18 protein-coding genes and 1 riboswitch are annotated in these 18,937 nt (G+C 49.2%); of the genes, 4 read left to right on the top strand and 14 right to left on the bottom strand.

Annotation, left to right across the window (positions count from 1 at the left end):
• Positions 1–5: 5 nt before the first annotated feature.
• The 3 genes from CRG97_RS19735 to CRG97_RS33795 all read right to left on the bottom strand — a co-directional run bounded on the left by CRG97_RS19735 (position 6) and on the right by CRG97_RS33795 (position 2,391).
• Positions 6–527, bottom strand: a complete 522-nt coding sequence (locus CRG97_RS19735) for a MauE/DoxX family redox-associated membrane protein (RefSeq protein ID WP_237566517.1) — start codon at positions 525–527, stop codon at positions 6–8.
• A gap of 710 nt (positions 528–1,237) precedes the next feature.
• Positions 1,238–1,651 (bottom strand): DUF4183 domain-containing protein, encoded by a 414-nt coding sequence (locus tag CRG97_RS19740; protein ID WP_098746465.1) that lies wholly within the window; start codon positions 1,649–1,651, stop codon positions 1,238–1,240.
• Between the two features lie 302 nt (positions 1,652–1,953).
• The gene (locus CRG97_RS33795) at positions 1,954–2,391 is read right to left on the bottom strand and encodes a hypothetical protein (protein WP_237566496.1); all 438 of its coding nucleotides are present in this window, start codon (positions 2,389–2,391) and stop codon (positions 1,954–1,956) included.
• Between the two features lie 113 nt (positions 2,392–2,504).
• Between CRG97_RS33795 and CRG97_RS33800 the strand changes: the two genes are divergently transcribed.
• Entirely contained in the window at positions 2,505–2,879 is a 375-nt protein-coding gene (locus tag CRG97_RS33800; protein WP_237566497.1) for a DUF4183 domain-containing protein, read from the top strand.
• A gap of 62 nt (positions 2,880–2,941) precedes the next feature.
• On the opposite strand, the gene fucU is transcribed toward CRG97_RS33800, so the two are convergent.
• The 4 genes from fucU to CRG97_RS19765 form a co-directional block, all read right to left on the bottom strand.
• Positions 2,942–3,367 (bottom strand): L-fucose mutarotase, encoded by a 426-nt coding sequence (fucU, locus tag CRG97_RS19750; protein ID WP_098746467.1) that lies wholly within the window; start codon positions 3,365–3,367, stop codon positions 2,942–2,944.
• Positions 3,368–3,450: 83 nt separating this feature from the next.
• Entirely contained in the window at positions 3,451–4,962 is a 1,512-nt protein-coding gene (locus CRG97_RS19755) for a rhamnulokinase (RefSeq protein WP_098746468.1), read from the bottom strand.
• Positions 4,963–5,035: 73 nt separating this feature from the next.
• Positions 5,036–5,695 carry a class II aldolase/adducin family protein gene (locus CRG97_RS19760; protein WP_098746469.1) on the bottom strand — a complete coding sequence of 220 codons (660 nt, stop codon included), beginning with the start codon at positions 5,693–5,695 and terminating at the stop codon, positions 5,036–5,038.
• A gap of 25 nt (positions 5,696–5,720) precedes the next feature.
• The gene (locus tag CRG97_RS19765) at positions 5,721–7,514 is read right to left on the bottom strand and encodes an L-fucose isomerase (RefSeq protein ID WP_098746470.1); all 1,794 of its coding nucleotides are present in this window, start codon (positions 7,512–7,514) and stop codon (positions 5,721–5,723) included.
• A gap of 202 nt (positions 7,515–7,716) precedes the next feature.
• Between CRG97_RS19765 and CRG97_RS19770 the strand changes: the two genes are divergently transcribed.
• Positions 7,717–8,574: an AraC family transcriptional regulator gene (locus CRG97_RS19770; protein WP_098746471.1), complete on the top strand. Its 858-nt coding sequence runs from the start codon at positions 7,717–7,719 to the stop codon at positions 8,572–8,574.
• Between the two features lie 90 nt (positions 8,575–8,664).
• Here CRG97_RS19770 and CRG97_RS19775 read toward each other — a convergent pair whose 3' ends face one another.
• The 3 genes from CRG97_RS19775 to CRG97_RS19785 form a co-directional block, all read right to left on the bottom strand.
• Complete coding sequence (locus CRG97_RS19775) at positions 8,665–9,156, bottom strand: hypothetical protein (protein WP_098746472.1); 492 nt, start codon at positions 9,154–9,156, stop codon at positions 8,665–8,667.
• A 4-nt stretch (positions 9,157–9,160) separates the two neighbouring features.
• Positions 9,161–11,437 (bottom strand): PrsW family intramembrane metalloprotease, encoded by a 2,277-nt coding sequence (locus CRG97_RS19780; protein WP_237566498.1) that lies wholly within the window; start codon positions 11,435–11,437, stop codon positions 9,161–9,163.
• 417 nt (positions 11,438–11,854) lie between these two features.
• Positions 11,855–12,241, bottom strand: a complete 387-nt coding sequence (locus CRG97_RS19785; protein WP_098746473.1) for a 2Fe-2S iron-sulfur cluster-binding protein — start codon at positions 12,239–12,241, stop codon at positions 11,855–11,857.
• 227 nt (positions 12,242–12,468) lie between these two features.
• On the opposite strand from CRG97_RS19785, the gene CRG97_RS19790 reads away from it, so the two are divergent.
• Positions 12,469–13,743 carry a stalk domain-containing protein gene (locus CRG97_RS19790; RefSeq protein WP_098746474.1) on the top strand — a complete coding sequence of 425 codons (1,275 nt, stop codon included), beginning with the start codon at positions 12,469–12,471 and terminating at the stop codon, positions 13,741–13,743.
• A 229-nt stretch (positions 13,744–13,972) separates the two neighbouring features.
• On the opposite strand, the gene CRG97_RS19795 is transcribed toward CRG97_RS19790, so the two are convergent.
• A complete protein-coding gene (locus tag CRG97_RS19795; protein ID WP_098746476.1) occupies positions 13,973–14,449 on the bottom strand; it encodes a C40 family peptidase in 477 nt (158 codons plus the stop codon).
• A 3-nt stretch (positions 14,450–14,452) separates the two neighbouring features.
• Positions 14,453–14,583, bottom strand: a riboswitch (cyclic di-AMP (ydaO/yuaA leader).
• Positions 14,584–14,841: 258 nt separating this feature from the next.
• Here CRG97_RS19795 and CRG97_RS19800 point away from each other — a divergent pair.
• Entirely contained in the window at positions 14,842–15,369 is a 528-nt protein-coding gene (locus CRG97_RS19800) for a hypothetical protein (protein WP_098746478.1), read from the top strand.
• Between the two features lie 397 nt (positions 15,370–15,766).
• On the opposite strand, the gene CRG97_RS19805 is transcribed toward CRG97_RS19800, so the two are convergent.
• The 3 genes from CRG97_RS19805 to CRG97_RS19815 are packed head-to-tail and all read right to left on the bottom strand — an operon-like array spanning position 15,767 to position 18,932.
• Positions 15,767–16,720 carry an ROK family protein gene (locus CRG97_RS19805; RefSeq protein ID WP_098746480.1) on the bottom strand — a complete coding sequence of 318 codons (954 nt, stop codon included), beginning with the start codon at positions 16,718–16,720 and terminating at the stop codon, positions 15,767–15,769.
• Between the two features lie 35 nt (positions 16,721–16,755).
• Complete coding sequence (locus CRG97_RS19810) at positions 16,756–17,442, bottom strand: copper homeostasis protein CutC (protein ID WP_098746481.1); 687 nt, start codon at positions 17,440–17,442, stop codon at positions 16,756–16,758.
• Between the two features lie 29 nt (positions 17,443–17,471).
• Positions 17,472–18,932 carry a leucyl aminopeptidase family protein gene (locus tag CRG97_RS19815; RefSeq protein ID WP_098746483.1) on the bottom strand — a complete coding sequence of 487 codons (1,461 nt, stop codon included), beginning with the start codon at positions 18,930–18,932 and terminating at the stop codon, positions 17,472–17,474.
• Positions 18,933–18,937 lie beyond the last annotated feature (5 nt).

The raw sequence follows: 18,937 nt of genomic DNA on the forward strand, positions 1-18,937 counted from the left end.
AGATTTTATTCTCCCCTCGCCTGTATGGAATCAAGAGTATAAACATTCAGTGCGACTAACGAAATTGCGACAATGCCGACGGAGGACAGCACGGTGAGAACCGCCTCTTGGACCGGCATACTGAGTGTATTCACGGGTTCTGTAAAAAGCCAAATTAGCGCATTTAATAAACCTAAGCATGCAACTTTAACAACCGTATTCCTGCCGAGGGTCTCATTAGACCATGAGCCGAAGCAGCTGCATGTTATCTCCTGTTTCTGCACGACCCTGGCTTGGTAAACAGCGTAGCCGAACCCTGCCAGCAAAATAAAAATCGCGATTTGCGCAAGCATTCTGCTCCAGGAAAACAATAAACCTGCCCCAGCTGCAATCTCAGCGGTGCAAATGAGAACAGGTACAATCGGTAAGCGACCTGCAGGCAGCTGCAGTCGTTCGATTGTCGTCCTGAAATCCGCTAACGACAACAGTTTCGACACTCCCGAAAACACAAAAATCAAGCTCAGATACAATAGGCACAGCGCACTCATGGACACCGTTCATTCTCCTTCCCGACAACCAGGGAGACCAAGCCCCCATCCGATGACATTGATATCTTGCTAACACTGTTCCTTGCTGTTCTTCTTCGCTGTTCACTGTCTCTCTTTCATATTGCAATTGCAATGGACCCGTCATCATAATTGATACCTCACTCTTCAACGGTGATAAGAAACCAGAGAACCGGCGCGAAATATAAACAGCGGAACAAAGAGTTCCGCTGTTTATGCATGCGCTTTCATAAAATATTAGCAACCGCAAGTATATCTCTCTTCGGAACCATTGCCGCAGTCCCATACCTCAAGACGAACGCCGAATTTATCACGTCCGCATTGCTCCGTTGTGTTACAGGAAGTATGACGAAGAATACACATAAATGTTCACCTCCTTTCAAGTCATGAAATTCATCCATATATATGAAAGGTGCTGCCGTGCTGAAGGATCGAGGTGTATTAAACACTGGATGTAGGAGCTTTCATTTCATAAGCCGAAAACATTGTAAGCGGGTTCAATTCAGAAGTAGCGTAAGAGGAGCTTGTCCTAACTAACTAGCTTTCAAGATATTACAAATATACTATATTTGTAATTTATTGCAAGGATAATATCTTACAGTAAAATAATAGGATATTATCCCTTATTTAAGAAATTACATAATAAGGGTTGCCCTTCTCATGTTGATTAGGGCAACCCTTTTGCTTGGCTGTTAACTAATGATCGTAATGACCGGCGCCGATATCGTCGGCTGTGTCGTGATAGTGGATGCTGTATTCGTGAAGCTGGCAATTTCCAATAAAACCGGTATCCCGACTGGAACATCCGTCGTATCAAGCACCAAGCTGGCGGTTGTTAATGTCGATAAAGCAAGTTGTTGAAGCATGCCGTTAATATACACATTAAAATATTCTGTCCCTGTCAACGCTGGGAATGCTGTCACGGCTGCTTCGGCATCATCGACAAAGCTCGTTGCCGGCATGGTAATCGAGTCTGCTCCGATCATAGCTTCCGTGATCAGCGCAAAATAACGGGTTACAGTTGGCGTTACCGTTGTGGTGATCGTTCCGCCTGTTGAAACGGGAACCGATGAGACAGCGGTAATAACAGGTTTGATAACTGGCATATAATCACTCCTCTCTGTTGTGGGATAATAAAAATATGGCTGTGCCATAGTATCATTAAATGATAGTTTTAGAGATTTGACTCTGGCATTCTCCCTATTATTTTCAAAATAATTTAGTAATCACCAATGATCTGGTCGAATTATCCCTGAAGGAAGGATAAATGTCCACTCCACTCTCCCTCAAATGACATAAGCTAATTACATACATTCATCCGGGGCGGTGAAAAGACTGAAAACTCCCTTGATCAAACGAAAACGGTGTCCTAAGCTAAAGCCTGCCAGACATCCGAAGCGCAGAAGTTTCAAGAAGAGCAAGTGTAAACATATCGTGTCACCAGGTAACAGAAAATGGAAACGTCACTCCAGATCCACTCATCTGTCTGTCCAGCAAAAACCTCAAGCGGCAAACGGTCCTGCAGGTTTCCCTGGAACACCTGGACTACCAGGTACCCAAGGTCCTCAGGGCTCTCCAGGTCTTCCGGGTAATGACGGGCTATCTGGTATTCCTGGGCCAGTTGGGCCACAAGGTCCCCAGGGCTCTCCAGGTCCTCCAGGGAATGACGGGCTATCTGGTATTCCTGGGCCAGTCGGGCCACAAGGTCCTCAGGGCTCTCCAGGTCCTCCAGGGAATGACGGGCCATCTGGTATTCCTGGGCCAGTCGGGCCACAAGGTCCCCAGGGCTCTCCAGGTCTTCCAGGTAATGATGGGCTATCTGGTATTCCTGGGCCAGTCGGGCCACAAGGTCCTCAGGGCTCTCCAGGCCCTCCGGGTAATGACGGGCTATCTGGTATTCCTGGGCCAGTCGGGCCACAAGGTCCTCAGGGCTCTCCAGGCATTCAAGGTATTCCCGGAGTGCCTGGGATACCAGGACCTGAAGGCCCGCAAGGGCCTCAAGGAGTACCCGGCAGCGTGATTATCCCGGAGATCAGTGTACTCCCGACCATGATCCGATATTTTTACGTATTGATATCGGAGGTTAGCTTGGATACTCCTCTTGTCATATCTGCCGATCAATTTACGGATGACGATGGAAATCATACTTTTCTAAATATTGAAGTCGGTCCAAACAGCTCCTCAACTCTTTATATCAACGGCATGATACAGGAAGGCCGAATATACACCCTCACTCCGGAGACACTAACACTGTATTCTCCAGGTGATGTTCTTCTGGCCGGAACACCTATCCAACTAGAAGTGCTGTATCTCACCGTTCAGGTGGTAGCTTAACAGCTACACACAAATGACCCCGCTGCAACCGAGCAGCGGGGTTATTTACGTTTGTTTTATATTTAGATGACGCCTTTTTTGAGGATCACATTTGCATACAGAGCCTTTTCACCTGTCGACACGATGGCATAAGCATTCTTCGCCCGTTCATAGAACGAGAATCGCTCTACCTCATCAAATTCTATGGGAACGCTGTGAAACTGCTGAACGATCTCACGGTATTCATTCCAAATCGGAGTTTCCACGGTATCACCCGGCGTCACGGCCATCAGCGCTACCGGGGACTCAACATACGTATCCAGCGGAAATAACGGCAATATCGCGTTTAATAACGCAGGAATCCCGTGTCCGTCTGCCCGGACCAACCGCTGGGCATGACTGGCTGCCGGAAAATTGGCATCACCGAGCACAATTTCATCCGCGTGACCCATCTCCATCAGAATCTTCAGCAGCTCAGGCGAGAGCAAATGAGATATGCCTTTTAGCATGGTATAACATCCTTCTCTATCAGATTTAAATGTAAGGCTTGGATTACATTAGGAGACCGTCAGTCTCCAAAGATCCCTGAACCTCACTGTTGTACCTGCTGCTGCTCGACAATGGTCTTATAATGTTGGAATGCTGCCTCCCAATCTTCGTTGGACTCAGGCTCGTACCAGGCAAGCGGAAAAGACCGCTTGACGAGTTCTACTCCCTCTTCCCGATTGCGCAATGTACCATTCGCCACAAATTGAACCAGCATATTCCCGATAGCACTTGCTTCGATCGGTCCGGCCCACACCGTTCTGCCCATGGCATTGGCCGTATACCGGCATAACAGCTCGTTTTGAATGCCGCCGCCAACCATATGAAGCCCATCGTAATACTGTCCTGTAAGAACCTCCATCCGCTCAAGCACTTCACGGTATCTTAGGGCCAGGCTCTTCAGGATGCACTGGACATACTCTCCGGTGCTATGCGGAATGGGCTGCCCTGTCTCCCGGCAGTAATCCCGAATTTCAGCCGTCATATCCGCCGGATTCATGAAGCGTAGGTCATCCGGGTTTATGAAGCTGCTGAACGATTCCGCATCCTGTGCGAGTTCAACCAGCTCTGCAAAAGAATACGTCAAGCCTTGATTCTCCCATTGCCGCTTGCACTCCTGAAGAATCCAGAGGCCCATGATATTCTTCAGCAATTGAAAGGTTTGATAAGCTCCACCCTCATTGGAAAAGTCTGCTTCCAGCACGTCCGTATGAACAAGCGGCTCCGAAAGCTCGGTTCCGAGAAGTGACCAGGTCCCGCATACAAGATAGGCGAAACGGGATGTGTTCGCCGGAACGGCTACCACGGCGGATTCCGTATCATGCGAAGCTACAGCAATCGCTTTAATCGCCGGAACACCCAGCTCTTGCGCCACGGTATCCCGCAGACTTCCGATCACGGTTCCTGGCTGTACGGGTTCAATGAACAGGGATGCGGGAAGCCCCAGCTCCTCCATTAACGGTTCATTCCACTTGCCTTCAGTAACATGGTATAGCTGAGTAGTGGTTGCCATAGTAAACTCGCACGCCTGGACCCCCGTCAGAAAATAATTCAGAAGATCCGGAGTGAGCAGAAACTTATCCGCAATATCCAGCATCGGGGATTTTGACTTCAGCATCGCATTTAACTGGAAGATCGTGTTAAACGGCATGAATTGCAGACCGGTTTCTTGAAACAGACGTTCTCTCCCGACCTGCTCGCAGGTTTCCTCCACCATGCCTTCCGTCCGCAGATCCCGGTAATGGTAAGGCACTCCGATAAGCTCTCCATTACGGTCAATCAGTCCATAATCGACACCCCATGAATCGATGCCATAACTGACCGGTTGATAGCCGGCCTGGAAAGCCTTGCGAATGCCATGCTTAACCTCCTGCAGCAGCATCGGGAAATTCCAGTGCAAATGCTTTCCCATCTGGACGGGGATATTGGCAAAGCGGTGAATCTCGGTAATCTTCAGCATGCCGGGTGATTCATGATCAGAAGAGGTGATCTCGCCCAGCAGCGCCCGGCCGCTGCTGGCCCCCATGTCAAACGCAAGCACCGCAGATGATTTGCTCATAAGCCGCATCCTTTCTCACCTTTAGTACTATACCGATCCGAGTTTGAACAACCGGATCTAAATCCAAAATCCATTATTTCATCTTCTGTAGGAGCTGAATACGATAATCTTCGCTCTCCAGCGCAGCGATATCATCCACTTCCTGGTCTGTCAGCGGCACCGGTGTGCCGGCTGCCTTGGCGCTCAGATAAATTTTGGCGCTCTCTTCAACCACCTGAGTTCGGTAATACGCTTCACGCAGATTCCGGCCAGTTGTGACCAGTCCGTGGTTCCCCAGCAGGATGGAACTGGCTGCAGTTACTTTCTCCGCGACGGCATCTGCCAGCAAATCCGTCGTAGGAATGATGTAAGGGATATAGGCCGTTCGACCAACCAATGCCGCCTGGTCGGGAAACATCACCGGTAGTTCCTTCTCAACCAACGTGAAGGCAATGCAATGGGATGGATGTGTATGCACCATCGCCCCGATATCGGGGTTGCTGCGGTATCCATACAGATGCATCAGCACTTCGGACGAAGGCCGTAAACCTATATCGGTAATATCGCCGGTTGGGATATCCACTTCAATCCATTGCTCCTGTTCTATCTCCTCCAGCGCAAAACCGCTCGGGGACAAATACATTTTGTCCCCGGCTCTGGCGCTGATGTTTCCTCCCGGTCCTACAACGAGTCCGCTGTCAACGATTTTTTTGGCATACTTGCAGAGCTCGTTTCTCGTGTCCATGTTCAGCATGATGTCCTACTCCTCTCGATTGACCTTATTTATATAGAGGACCGAAGTTCTGACAAGCGCGGAAATCGGCGCTCTCCGGATCGGTCGTTCCGAACATCCCCCATGCACGCGGGCGGAACACCTCTTCGGCAGGCACATTATGCATGTTGACTGGAATACGCAGAACCGAAGCCAGGGTGATCAGATCCGCTCCGATATGTCCGTAACTGATCACGCCATGGTTAGCACCCCACTGGTTCATGACCTCATAAACGCTTGAGAACGCACCCTGCCCCGTAAGATTCGGTACAAACCAGGTCGTTGGCCATGTTGGATCGGTACGCTTGTCGAGCGTGTCGTGTACCTCCGCCGGCAGGTCCACGGAATAACCTTCGGCGATTTGCAGTACGGGACCAAGTCCTTTTACCAGGTTAAGACGGAACATCGTCATCGGCATGCCGCCGCGCGTCAAGTAGTCGGTCGAGTAACCGCCGCCCCGGAAATACTCCAAGTTAGCCGGTCTCCATTGCGTGGCCTTCAGCGTGCGATCGACCTCTTCATCCGTGATCTCCCAGAACGGTTTCATGGCCGGTTTGCCGTCAAGCTCCTGCTCTCCCGTTCCATCCAGCGCAGCCGAGCCGGAATTGATCAAATGCAGGATGCCGTTCTCCGCTTTGCCTTCAAGCTTATAGCCGGTAACCCGTTCTACCGAAGCCGGACTCCAGTAAGTCCGCACATCCGCGAAAATCTGTGCCGTATTGGTTAACAGGTATCCGAACAGCATGCCGACACCGTTCAGGCTGTCATTCTCCGTTGCCACGATATATGGCGAACGTCTGCCGTTCCAATCGAAAGAGGAATTGAGAATGGTCTCCAGGAAGTCACCGTTAGGGGAATGATCCGTCCACTGGCGCTGACCTTGGAATCCGGAAGCGATTGCGCTGTGGCCCTGAGCTTCCTCTTCGAAGCCAAGCTCCTTCAGACGCGGATTACCGATCATCAAATCGCGGGTGATCAGCGTCATTTTAACGACGGTTTCCCACTCCAGATCCTTGCGCTCCCGGCTGTTCTGGAGATGATCCGGATTGTTATCCGGTCCTTCCGTGCAGTTCTCCTTCACCCAAGCAAGCGCCTGTTCATATTCTTCAGGATCATAGATGCCTTCTTCCAAGCGGCGCGTAAACTCGCTCATGTCTATATATTCATTCCGCATGCCCAGATACTCCTGGAAAAAGCTGTCGTCCACGATTGAGCCAGCGATGCCCATCGACACCGATCCCATGGACAAATACGATTGTCCGCGCATGTACGATGCAGCCAAGCCGCTTCGAGCAAAACGCAGAAGCTTCTCTTGAACGTCGTCCGGAATACGGGTATCCCCTTCATCCTGAACGTCTTCGCCATAGATGCCGAATGCAGGAAGCCCCTTCTGGGCATGGGCCGACAGTACGGCGGCCAGGTAAACCGCGCCTGGACGTCCAGTTCCGTTGAAGCCCCATACCGCCTTCGGACGGGAAGGATCGGCATCCATCGTCTCGGTGCCGTAACACCAGCAAGGCGTAACGGTTATGGTCAGGCCGACCTCGGCATTCTTGAATTTTTTGGCGGCTGCAGTCGCTTCGGCAACACCACCAATACACGTATCCGCAATCACGCATTCAACCGGCTCGCCGTTCGGATATTTGAGCTCTCTCGTCAACATCTCGGCGACAGCCTTAGCCAGATTCATGGTCTGTTCCTCGAGAGATTCCCGTACCCCTCTCCGTCTTCCATCTATCGTAGGGCGAATGCCGATTTTCGGAAATCCGTCCCGCCATCTGTAATCGTTTTCAATTGTCATATCTGTCATGCCTCCCTATAAGGATTATGACATCATTGTAAGATTATTTGGTGCAAGAGATAACCCACTATTTTGTTATATCGGATCTTAATTTCAGCAAGACAGTGAACCTTTCCGGATAAGGATGTAAACGATTTCTGCATCGAAGGGTGTTATGCATTATAATAAGTAGAGGATGTTGCTTTCCAGGAGGGACAAGAACGTGCCAAAGATCGAAATCTCGCATAGCAAAAGCGATCACTTCCGCTTCATCAAAAATCCGCAGCTGCTCTTTGCCGGGCAGGTCGTGGACGAGGACTTCTTTTATGGACCGCCGCAAATTCATGATTTCTGCGAAATCATCTATATAGTAGAAGGACGCGGAGAATTTACTATTGCAGGAAAAGTATACGAACTCCACAAAGGCGATGTCGCGATTTATAACCCCGGCATTCCTCATGAAGAGAGATCTATCACGGACGGGCCTTTCAAGGTGATATACTGCGGCGTGGACTCGCTTCACATTGAAGGGGTTCCCCAAGGGATGCTGCTCCCGGCTTATGTGGAGCCGGTCATATCCTGTGAGAAATACGCCTATAAAGTAGAGAGCTATCTTTCCGAGATCCTCCGCGAATGCGATTCTCAGGTGCTGGGGTATGAAACACTGAGCACCAACCTGCTGATGTCATTGATTACCGTGATCTATCGCATTGTGGACGTTAAACACCAATTCCAGTCCTTGAAGGGCAAGAACGAAATCGCGCTGCGGACCAAACACTTTATCGACACCAATTATACCCAGAGCATCAGTCTTAAGGACATTGCCGATACGATGTATGTCAGTCAGCATTATTTATCCCATCTGTTTAAAAAAGAAGTCGGCGATTCCCCCTTCAATTACTTGATATCCCGCCGGATTGAAGAGGCCAAGCGCCTGCTGGCAGATTCTGAAATGCCGGTTCATGAGGTTGCTTCTCAAGTGGGTTACGGCAACGATAAGTACTTCTCGATGTTATTCAAAAAAATTACCGGACAAACGCCGAGCTCGTTCCGGGAACAAAGTAAAATGGCCATGGAGTAAAGGGATTCATAGTTGTAGACAGTTAAAAAAAGCTCATTCCTCCTCATCGTTCAAGTTGGAATGAGCCTCTGTATGTTCGTTACTTATTGTTTATCCAGAACTTTCACTAGGGTCTTTATAACACCAATCTGAGTCATATGGTTGGGATTTTAATTGTTGCACGTCTTCCCAACTGTAGACCCAATCATAATCCGCAACCCAAAAATAGTCGTCAGGATTTATTTCGAGATAATGATATATAAATCGAAATACCAACTCTTCAACGCCAAAAATATCTTCAATTGCCCCTACTTGATATAGTTTATGATTGGAATCCAAACCCACATCCTCATAGTAAAAAAAATCAAGTTGTGGATTATCCAATGCATCTACATAAAGTATAAACGATTCATTATTTTCTCGTACTTTCTTATCATTAATATTCAACGTCGTAGAAAGCAATTGTCCATTGCTGGCATAATTTTTACTGTTATGAAAGTTCAGCATTACATCCGCATGAAAAGCAGAAATAATAGAATCAGCTAAAAGACGCTCCGGTGTATATTTTTTGTGGTTCATTAAGATAAAAGCAGAAGTCCCCATCCGATTATATAACCTCCTTCAACTTCTCTAATGAGTTAATGATCGTAACGCCTTTAGACTTTATGCTTTCCAGCATGGCTTGTTGTTCGGGTCTTAAATTACTCAAAGGTTTATCAATATACAAAATAACCTTTTTTTGATCTGGATTAAAGAATAAATCATGGGTTGGATCCGTAAATTTATTCAACTGGTCTTCTTTTACCGCTTTAATGGATGCTTTGACTTCAATAATCGCATCTTTTGTTACGACGTCTAAATCACCGGCAGCTTGACCATCACTCCTCATAACTTTTTGTGCATACGCTTTTATGTCTGTTTCATTTCTTACAAAGTCCGCAACCTTAGCCTCAGTTGCTTTACCAACGTCTTTACTATTTAAGAATTGGTCAATATCTCGATTAATATTTTTCGGAGATTGATCAACCCAAGTAAGTTCATTTCCAGCTGGATTCGTATATTTCGTTTTATTTCCTTCCTTAACTACGTCTCCAATGGTCTCATCTTGTTCCGTCCCCTCATCGGCTTTATCCTTATTCTGCGGATCGTCATCCGACTTCTTGGGATCGCCATCTGGCTTCTTCGGATCATCATCCGGCTTCTTGGAATTGTCATCCGGCTTCTTTGGATCGCCCGGATGATGATCCGGGCCGTCATGCTTCGGAGGTTTCGGTTTAACCGGGACGTCGATATCCGGCTTCCGGGAACCAAGTTTATCCAGAAGCTTGCTCACATAATGGCGTCCTTTTTTTCCTGCCCAGCTTAACGCTTTGCCGAATGGAATTCGGCTTAGTACAATGCCTATTGCGACAGAAATCGCCTTTTCGGGAGTAAACAGCTTCTTCGGATCCCGGATATAGCCGGCAATCTCATGCCCGCTTCCGGCTATTCCCATCCCCGTCATTGCAATGCCAAAAGCCGGCCAGAATCCAACGAACAGCAGTGACAAGGCAAGGGCTCCGAGCAGGATCGCTCCCTGTTCATACCAATCCAGCCGATCCCACCAATCTTGCAGCGAGTCGAACATGCAGGCGAAACATGCCGTTTCTCCTCCGCTCGCATGTGTCCCGATACCTGCGAACAGACCGGCCACGAGCAGAATTATAGCGATTCCGGTTAGCACCTGGTAAAGAGCTTTTACCCGAGCCTGGACAGGTTCCTGTCTACCGGCTGCTTCTTCATTTCCATAAAGCAAATGAAATCCGAGCTCCCTGCGCTCCCGGTAAAATCCTAGCCAATATACGAATTTCCCACGGTCTAGACAAAAAGAGCGGGTCATATTCCACAGCTCGGTGAACGGATTAAGCAGCAGCTCGCTCGGCAGCGACGGCAGGCGGTTTCGTATTTTGTTCAGCGACCAATAGTCGGCAGTAATCGATGCAAGCAGCATCAGTAGGAAGGCCGGCTGAGTTTTATAACCGCTGCCGGTCCAATCATGAAGCCGTAACATCCAACCCGGCAGCTGATACTGACCGTTATAAGCCGCGTGATCCAGGATGGCCCACAGCAACATGATTGCCGGGAACAGAAAAACCCATTTCGTCAGTTTTGTCCGCAGCCGATAGGCTATTCCGCACGCAAGCGCGATCATGGCGGTATGCACAGGATGACCGACGGTCATCAGTGTCGGAAACACACTTTCTTCGAAACGCCCAGGAAACAACGAGAACAAATCCCAATGAATCGTTTCGCCGCCCAGCCATGTAAAGCTGTAGCCGAACTTTTCCTCAAGTGGGCCGGAACTTAGCCATCTTCGGGAGAGCTCTTCCATCAGTTGGAAGCCAACGCCAGTCGCCGCGCCGATGAGCGTGTAATCGCTTAAACTCAAAGCGGAAGCTCGACGCGAGAACAACAGAAATATGCCTAGCGGAAGGAGCTTCCACAATTCTTCGAAAATTGGCGTGATCACGGCAATGGACCAGGTGTCAGATGTGCTTCCGCCGAAAAGCACGTGGAGAGCATTGACCGTAAGCGTCGTAAAAGGTACGACAAGAAAAACGCCCGCCAGAACAAACAGCACAATCTGCTTCCACGGAATCGTTTTGCTTCGGCATAGAAACCAAAATTGCAGGAGTACATAAAACGACCATAAATATTGAACCATCATGGTACGCGATTCTTTAACGAAAAACAAGCTTAAAACAAACAGGATTAGCGACAACCAGGAAAATATCGTATACGCCGTTTTAATAAATGGATATTTCTCAATCCAGGACCGGCCAGTTCGATAGATAGACTCCAGGAAATCCCGAATTCCGGTTCGGATGGACCAGATCGAATTCATAACGGTCGCCTCCTTTGAAAGCGGCTTCGTGCGAGCAGGACATCTCCCTTGATGTCGGTCCTGCCACGAGTAATGATAAGAACTCATAAAACCATGGTCACCGATCGATCGCAGCGGAGGTTTTTTTGAGTTTCTCCGCAAATTATCTATAGTCTGTTTTTTACAAGATATTAGTAGTATAGTCATTCTAGTAAAATGTGGCAAAAGGCGCTAGTCTCATATCTGATGAATATTTTCGACAACATCCCAGGAAACCAAGTTTAATTATCAAGGGTGGCTTACTTTTGTTCCCCATGAAAAATCCCCTCCAAGTAAACGGATGTGCTCTTTCTTCGCACTGTCTACTTGAAGGGGATCATATCCATTATATGGCTGCCTGCTTTTTAAATATGAAATTGCAATCTGCCTTCTATGACATCAAAAGTATGGGGCATGCTTGATTTTGATGGGACCGACCGCTTCGATCTTGCTCTGGCATCCCAGACGATATCCTTCTTCGATCTCCTCAGGATCCAGGCGTTGTTCTTCGGCCAGATTGGGCTCGGACAAATACTCGATTCCCTCCGCCACCATGCAGCGGCAGCGCGCACAAGTTCCTCTTTTGCAAAAAGAGTTCCAGTCCACGTCATTCCGTTCGGCCAGATCAAGCACCGTCATGCCAAGAACAGGCGCCACACTGCGGCGAACCTCGCGACCTGTTAGTTCAATGATCCGATCCGGTACGGCTTCGATCATCTCTTCCGGGATGGGCGAGTTGTTGTCTTCGCTATTCCTACCCTTTTTGTTTTTCCAGAATTTAAACACGCGCGTTATCCCCCTATGCATGTAATCATCAGGTTATGTATAAAATCCTTCATTTATTATACCGGAAAGTTTAAAAAATCAACACGCTTACTCTTATCTATTCTATGACATTGACATCATGGAATTGGAACTCTATGAAAATTTTGCTATACTAGCGTATGCTAGACCCAATTCCATATTCTATGAAATCATTCTATTATTTAATGGATCGGAGGAAATACCAAAGCATGCTGCATAAACAAATAGGAAAAACAGCTGTCGCTGCCGTTCTTGCCTTATCCTTGCTCGGCACCGCACCCCATGTTGGTCAGGTACATGCTGAGCCTGCCATATCGGTAAAGCTGGATGATGTTACGCTAACCTTCGATGCGGCTCCGCGGGTAGACAAAGGGGTCACCTACGTTCCATTCCGGACGGTCGGTGAAGCGCTGGGCATTCAAATCACCTGGAATAGCAAGACGCAAACCGTAAAGGCCATCGGCAGTGTGAAAGGCCAATCGACTGAAGTGTTACTTCAGGTGGGAAGCACGACAGCAACGGTCAATGGAAAACAAGTGAAGCTTGCGGCCCCGCCGGTTCAACGGGAAGGCCGTGTACTGATCCCGCTTAGCTCGTTCAGCAGCCAATTCGGTGTCGATGTGGGCTGGAATCAGGCAACTCGCACGGTTTCCCTTGTATCGCCGCAGCGCGAGATGCATTTGAGAGCCTTCTATGCATTGCAATCTTTCCAAGAACGGGATCTTGTTGCATCTATGAATTCAGTCGCCTTTGGATGGAGCCGCATCGATCGTGAGGGTCAGTTCACGCTTCAAGGCGACGAGTACCGCCTGCCCGCTGCGGCCGGTGACGTTACGCCGCAGTCGATGGTAGCAGATGCTGCGGACCAGAAGATTAAATCGTACCTCATGGTCTACGCCTTGGATGGAAACGGCGAATTAACCAAGGTCCTGAGCGATAGCAGCCTGCGCCAAAAGTCCATTGAAGGCATCACAGCCGCGGTAACGGAGAACGGCTTCGGCGGCGTTGTGCTTGATTTTGAAGGGCTTGGTTTTAAACTGGATGCCGTAAACCAGCAGAAGCTGCTCAATGATTATGTCAAGCAATTAAAGGCATTATTGCCGCATGATATTGCCCTGTCCTTAGCGGTGCCGCCATTGAACAGCGCCTATAAAGGCTATGATTACAAGACGCTGGCTTCCATCGCCGATGATCTCATCGTTATGGCTTATCAGTACAATCCAGTCGGAACCAAATCTCAGGTTCCCGAACCAAACAGTATGGTGGACCAAGCGATCCAGTTGGCACTCCAAGCAGGTGTCCCGAAGCAGAAGCTTTTGCTCGGCATCAGCTTAAGCAGCGAAACAGCCACTTCCGTAGACGATAAGCTCGGTTTGGCCAAACGCTATGATCTGAAAGGTGCTGCTTTCTGGCGTCTTGGCTTGTTCCGTCTCTATAATAACGGGATGGAAGCAGCTGTGAATGCCTCTGTTGTTAAGGAGTAACCGAACAACTCCCTGTGGGATTGATAGACTTATAGTAAGAAAAACTTCTATCGACGTACTTTCACAGATGACAGACCGCAGTTAGTAGAAGTTATTCTTGCGATATCAGGAAGTCACAAGCTTCGAAGTTTATACTTTCTGATATCTAAAAAAAAGAAAGCCTGACAAGGACAACCCTTTGTCAGGCTTTCTGGTTATGTATTGAACCCTAAACTGCAATGTAATCCAATTAGCTTGCGCTTCCTACCAGCCTCGCATAATTTTCTTGACTCAACACACGACGTGCCGTGACATAACGTGGCTCGTAATATGAATCGCTAAGCTTGCTGATTCTGACTCCCTTGCTGCTGGAAGCATGTGCAAATTGTCCGTCACCAATGTAAACGCCTGCATGAGAAATTCCGCTGCCGCTTGTATTGAAGAATACCAAATCTCCAACACGCAGATCTTCGCGATCCACATGTTCCCCAGCGCTAGCCTGGCTTTGGGATGTGCGTGGAAGATCTATATCGAAATTTCTAAACATGTACAGAATAAATCCGGAGCAATCAAACCCGCTAGTGGTCGTTCCGCCCCATTTGTATGGCGTTCCTACCAATTGCTTCACTTGATATTGAAAATTCGGTTGTTGATCAGCAAATGCTGATACGGCACCAGAAGAAAAAATAATTGCAGACCCTAGTAAAGTGATGACAAACTTCTTCAAAATATGTTCTCTCCTTCGATGCCTACGGAGTTAGCTAAAGGTTCGGTTGAAGGTTCCCTATACTCTCTATACAAGAGTAATTCACCCAAGACGGTTCCCCCGTTTTCACAAACGAAATTCGGCAAAATTCATTAACGTTTTGTAACCTTCTCTTAATATAGTATACAAGCAAGGATGCTGTCAATAATATCCTAAGAATCTATCGTTTTATGTTTGGAGCTGTCGTAAAGATAAAGAAATTCTGCCGGATATTTGTTACCATCTCACACAATCATGACAATTATGTAACTCTGCTTTCCTTCTCGTACTGTTTTTTTAATAATCTAGCAACTTTTTACAGGTCTATGCGTTTACATAATCAGAAATGAAATTAAAGAGGTGATCCATCCCTTATGAGTCAAATTACGATGGCAGAAGCTTTGGCTGTCCGGGCAGCCATCAACCGTCTCATCAATCAATTGATGTCGGAACGATTGAACAACAGCAGCACAATCATTGAAAAAGGGGAGACGGCGGAATACCCTGCGCGCAGCGTGGATGCCATTACGGAAGAGATCGAAGCGGCCGCGGCGGATTACAGAAAGCTGGATCTGCTGATGGCAATCTCCAACACAACGCAAACCATTAGCTGGAACGGCTCCGACATGACCATCATGGAAGCGATCGAGCTGGCCAAGCAGATACGCAGCGATATCGGACAGCTTGCCCATCTCGGCTCCCGCAAGAAGCTGGAGCGCCAGAGCAGCCGTGGCAGCGGAGACGGTGCCGTAACGCTGTTCAACGTCGCCTTATATGATCCGGAAGCTTATCAGGCGCAAGCGCGCAAGAAGGAACGCGAAGTAACCAAGCTCTCTTCACTGATTGAACATGCCAATCATACGTCCATGATTACGTTTGACGCATCCAAGTACATGGAATAGCGGCAGCCGCCGGCTCCAAGTCTGCAGGTCACCCCACGTGCGGGTTTGGAGCCGGCGGTTTCCGCCGGCATCGCGGGAAAGTGTGAGCAACCGTTTATTGTTTGTCGGATACAAACAAACCTAACCAGGAAACCAAAAAATCGCCTCCAGTGAAAACGGATGACGGCTTACGGTTCACGCCTATCACCTGTCACATGTTACGGACTTATTACGAAAAAAAATGATCGCTCCGTTTCCCGCTCTCTATGAATAATTGGAAAGCCGCCCCCTGAAGGGCGGCTTTTGTCAAATTCGCTTAAGCTCGGTCAACATGAGACTACGTTGCCGATCCGAACACTCTCTATCTAAGCTCTATTCCATCCTTTATCCTATCCGTAACCTTCTCTTTGCCCCTATGCTATTGGAACAAGGCCGCAGCTCCAACCAGACCAACATCATCCCGAAGTCCTGCAGGAACGATCTCGTACGTCCCTAAATAGGATGGCATCACCAGCTTGTCTGTCATTTCCCGCAGCTGCGGAAATAAAAGCTCGCCCGCTCTGCTTACTCCCCCTCCAATCACGATGCGATCGGGGTTAAAGCTGTGAATGACGTTAACCAGACCAAGCGCCATGAAATAAATAGCACGGTCGATGACCTCCACGGCTACAGGATCATGCAGACGTTTTGCCTCAAACACATGCTTTGCATTCACTCCCGATTCGGCTGCAGCCAGTTCAGTTATGACGCTGGTCTGGGAGCGCATCCGCCGGGAGGCCTCATGACCAATGGCCGTTCCTGAAGCAAATACCTCCCAGCAGCCGTGACTGCCGCAATTGCACTGCGGACCGTTCGGATCAATGATATGGTGTCCCAGTTCCCCAGCAAAGGAACTGCTGCCCAGGAACAGCTTCCCATCCAGCACGATGCCTGAGCCGATGCCGGTGCTTAGCGTCACGTACACCATGTTCGTCGAGCCTCTTCCGGCACCTCTTACATACTCTCCCCATGCGGCTGCATTCGCGTCATTCAGCACCTGAACCTCCGTTTGCAGATCACGTTCCATCCATGCTTTGAGGGGGACATTCGTCCATTCCGGCAGATTCGTTCCATGAATGACAATGCCCTCCCGGCTGTTAACCGTTCCCGGCGATGCCATGCCTACGCCTCGGAGTGTGTGGCCGCCCGACACGCTGCGGATCATGGCCGTAATTCTTCCGACCACGTCCTCCGCCGTACGTGTACCTGCTGTTTCCATCTGCTCCCGGTTCAGCAGCTGTCCTTCGGAATCAAAGAGCGCTGCCGCGATCTTCGTACCCCCAAGGTCAACGCCAACCACAAATTCTTGCTGTTTATTCCATACGGTTTGCAATTTTTGTTCACCTGTTTCCGATAGGTTTGCTACTTCTATTGATGTATGCTCTCAGCCAGCGATCGCAGCTCGACCGGATCGATGGGCTTCAGCCCTGATCGACCGTACCGGACAGCTGAGCCGAAATGGACCTCGCTCACACCGGTCCGGTCGATAAAATCGTGTATGATTTCCCACTTCAGGCCATTGCCGGCCAATATTTTAAGCTCACTGCCTGCCGTTTGTTCTACAAGCTCCCGAATTCTCGGGATGGCCTGCGGTGCAGGCTGCGGCCCTCCTGACGTTAGGACACGGGTAACCAACGGGTATTTCTGCAATGTACGCAGCCCTTCGAACTGATCCTCCAGTTCATCAAAAGCCCGGTGGAACGTGACCTGCATATCTCCTGTCCATTCCAGCATTTTGACCAAGGAGACCTCGTCAATCTTCCCTTCCGGAGTCAGCATGCCAAGCACAACGCCAGCTGCACCTGCCTTGCGGATCGCCTTAACCTCCGCCATCATGGTAGCTATATCATGTTCGTTGTACACAAAGGATCTGCTATGAGGTCTGACCATGACATGAACTGGAATCTGAACGGCTTTCACTACCTCTTCAACAAGCCCTATTCCGGGCGTTAGCCCGCCTTCGGTTATCGCCGTGATCAATTCCAGACGATCCGCGCCATTCTTCTCTGCTGTGATGGCATCATCCACGCATGTTGCGATTATTTCAAGCAGCATCATCGTCACTCCTTATTGAAGTTGATTCTTTATGCATGGAGAAACTGCTTCTCCACATAATCCGCCAACAATCTTGCACCATAGCCGGTAGCCCCCGCTGCGGAGTGGGGGAATTCCCGTTTATACTGGACCGTGCCCGCCATATCGATGTGCACCCATTTCATGGAATCCGCCACAAAATGACGGATAAACAGCGCAGCCGTTATAGCGCCTGCCAAAGTTGACGTACCCACATTTTTCAGATCGGCATAATCGCTTCTGAGATCCGATTCGTACTCGTCCATCAGCGGCATAGGCCATAGGCGTTCTCCGTTACGCTCACCGATCTCAACCAAATCGGCCGTAATCTGTTGATCGCCCCAGATGCCCGCAATCTCCAAGCCCAGTGCGGCTCCGACATTACCGGTGAGGGTTGCGATATCAATCACCTTATCTGCGTCAAGCTCTGCTGCGTGCAGCAGCGCATCCGCAATGATCAATCTCCCTTCCCCATCCGTATTTGCGACCTGAACGCTTAAACCATTCGGATAATGAACAACGGAAGAAGGAAGCATTGCATCCGGTCCCGATAAATTATCCGCAACGGCTATAAGCGCCGTTACTCGTACCGGAGCTTTTTGTGACACCAGAATATCCATGGCACCCACGACGGCTGCAGCGCCTCCCATATCCATACGAGCATCGCTGATGTCTCGGCCGATTTTGACGTTCATCCCGCCCATATCAAAGGTTACGCCTTTACCGATGAGCACAATATGAGGACTTTCCTTCTCGGAATCCACCCCATTATAGGAAATCTCAATCATGGCAGGCTCGTATTTGCTACCGGCACCCACAGCGATCAGACCGTTCATCTGCCGATCATGGAGCTCTTGTCCGCGATACACATGAAGCTGAACGGGTGCCTTCTTGAAACGATCCTCGACAACCGTAACGAACGCCTCCGGATTTAGCGTTTCCGGTGATTCATTCACCAGGTCTCGGGTGAGCTGCGTCCCTTCGATTCGGATTTCTGCCGTCCGTATGATGACTTCCATCTCTTCACGGGAAAGCCCCTGCCAATCTTCCTGTCGAAGATTTAGGGACAGAGCTTGCAGATTGGCCGTAACCCCACGATGCTTATTGAATTGATATAATCCATACATCCAGCCTTCAACCCACGCCTGGAGTTCTTCCTCCACCGAAATACGGGAAGAAGCCCGGTCATCGCGGATTGAGGTGCGTATCAGTACTGCGCTTGATTTGTATTCCTTGAGCAGTGCTCTCGCAGCTGATGCGCCTGTTCTGCGCACTTGCTCCAACGTCAGGTTCGAGCGCTGCCCCATTCCAACAACGAGATCGTCCGCTTCTTGATCGGAGCGGCCATAGAACCAAGTCAGCTTCATGCTATGCTTTCGAGATTCCGTTAAACGGAAATGAGACTCCTCGCCCTCATAAACCACATAAATCGAAGTATCTGCCAATGAAGCTTCATCTATTGTGATATTCATATCGA

This window comes from Paenibacillus sp. EZ-K15, assembly GCF_002573715.1.
Taxonomy (GTDB): domain Bacteria; phylum Bacillota; class Bacilli; order Paenibacillales; family Paenibacillaceae; genus Paenibacillus_AQ.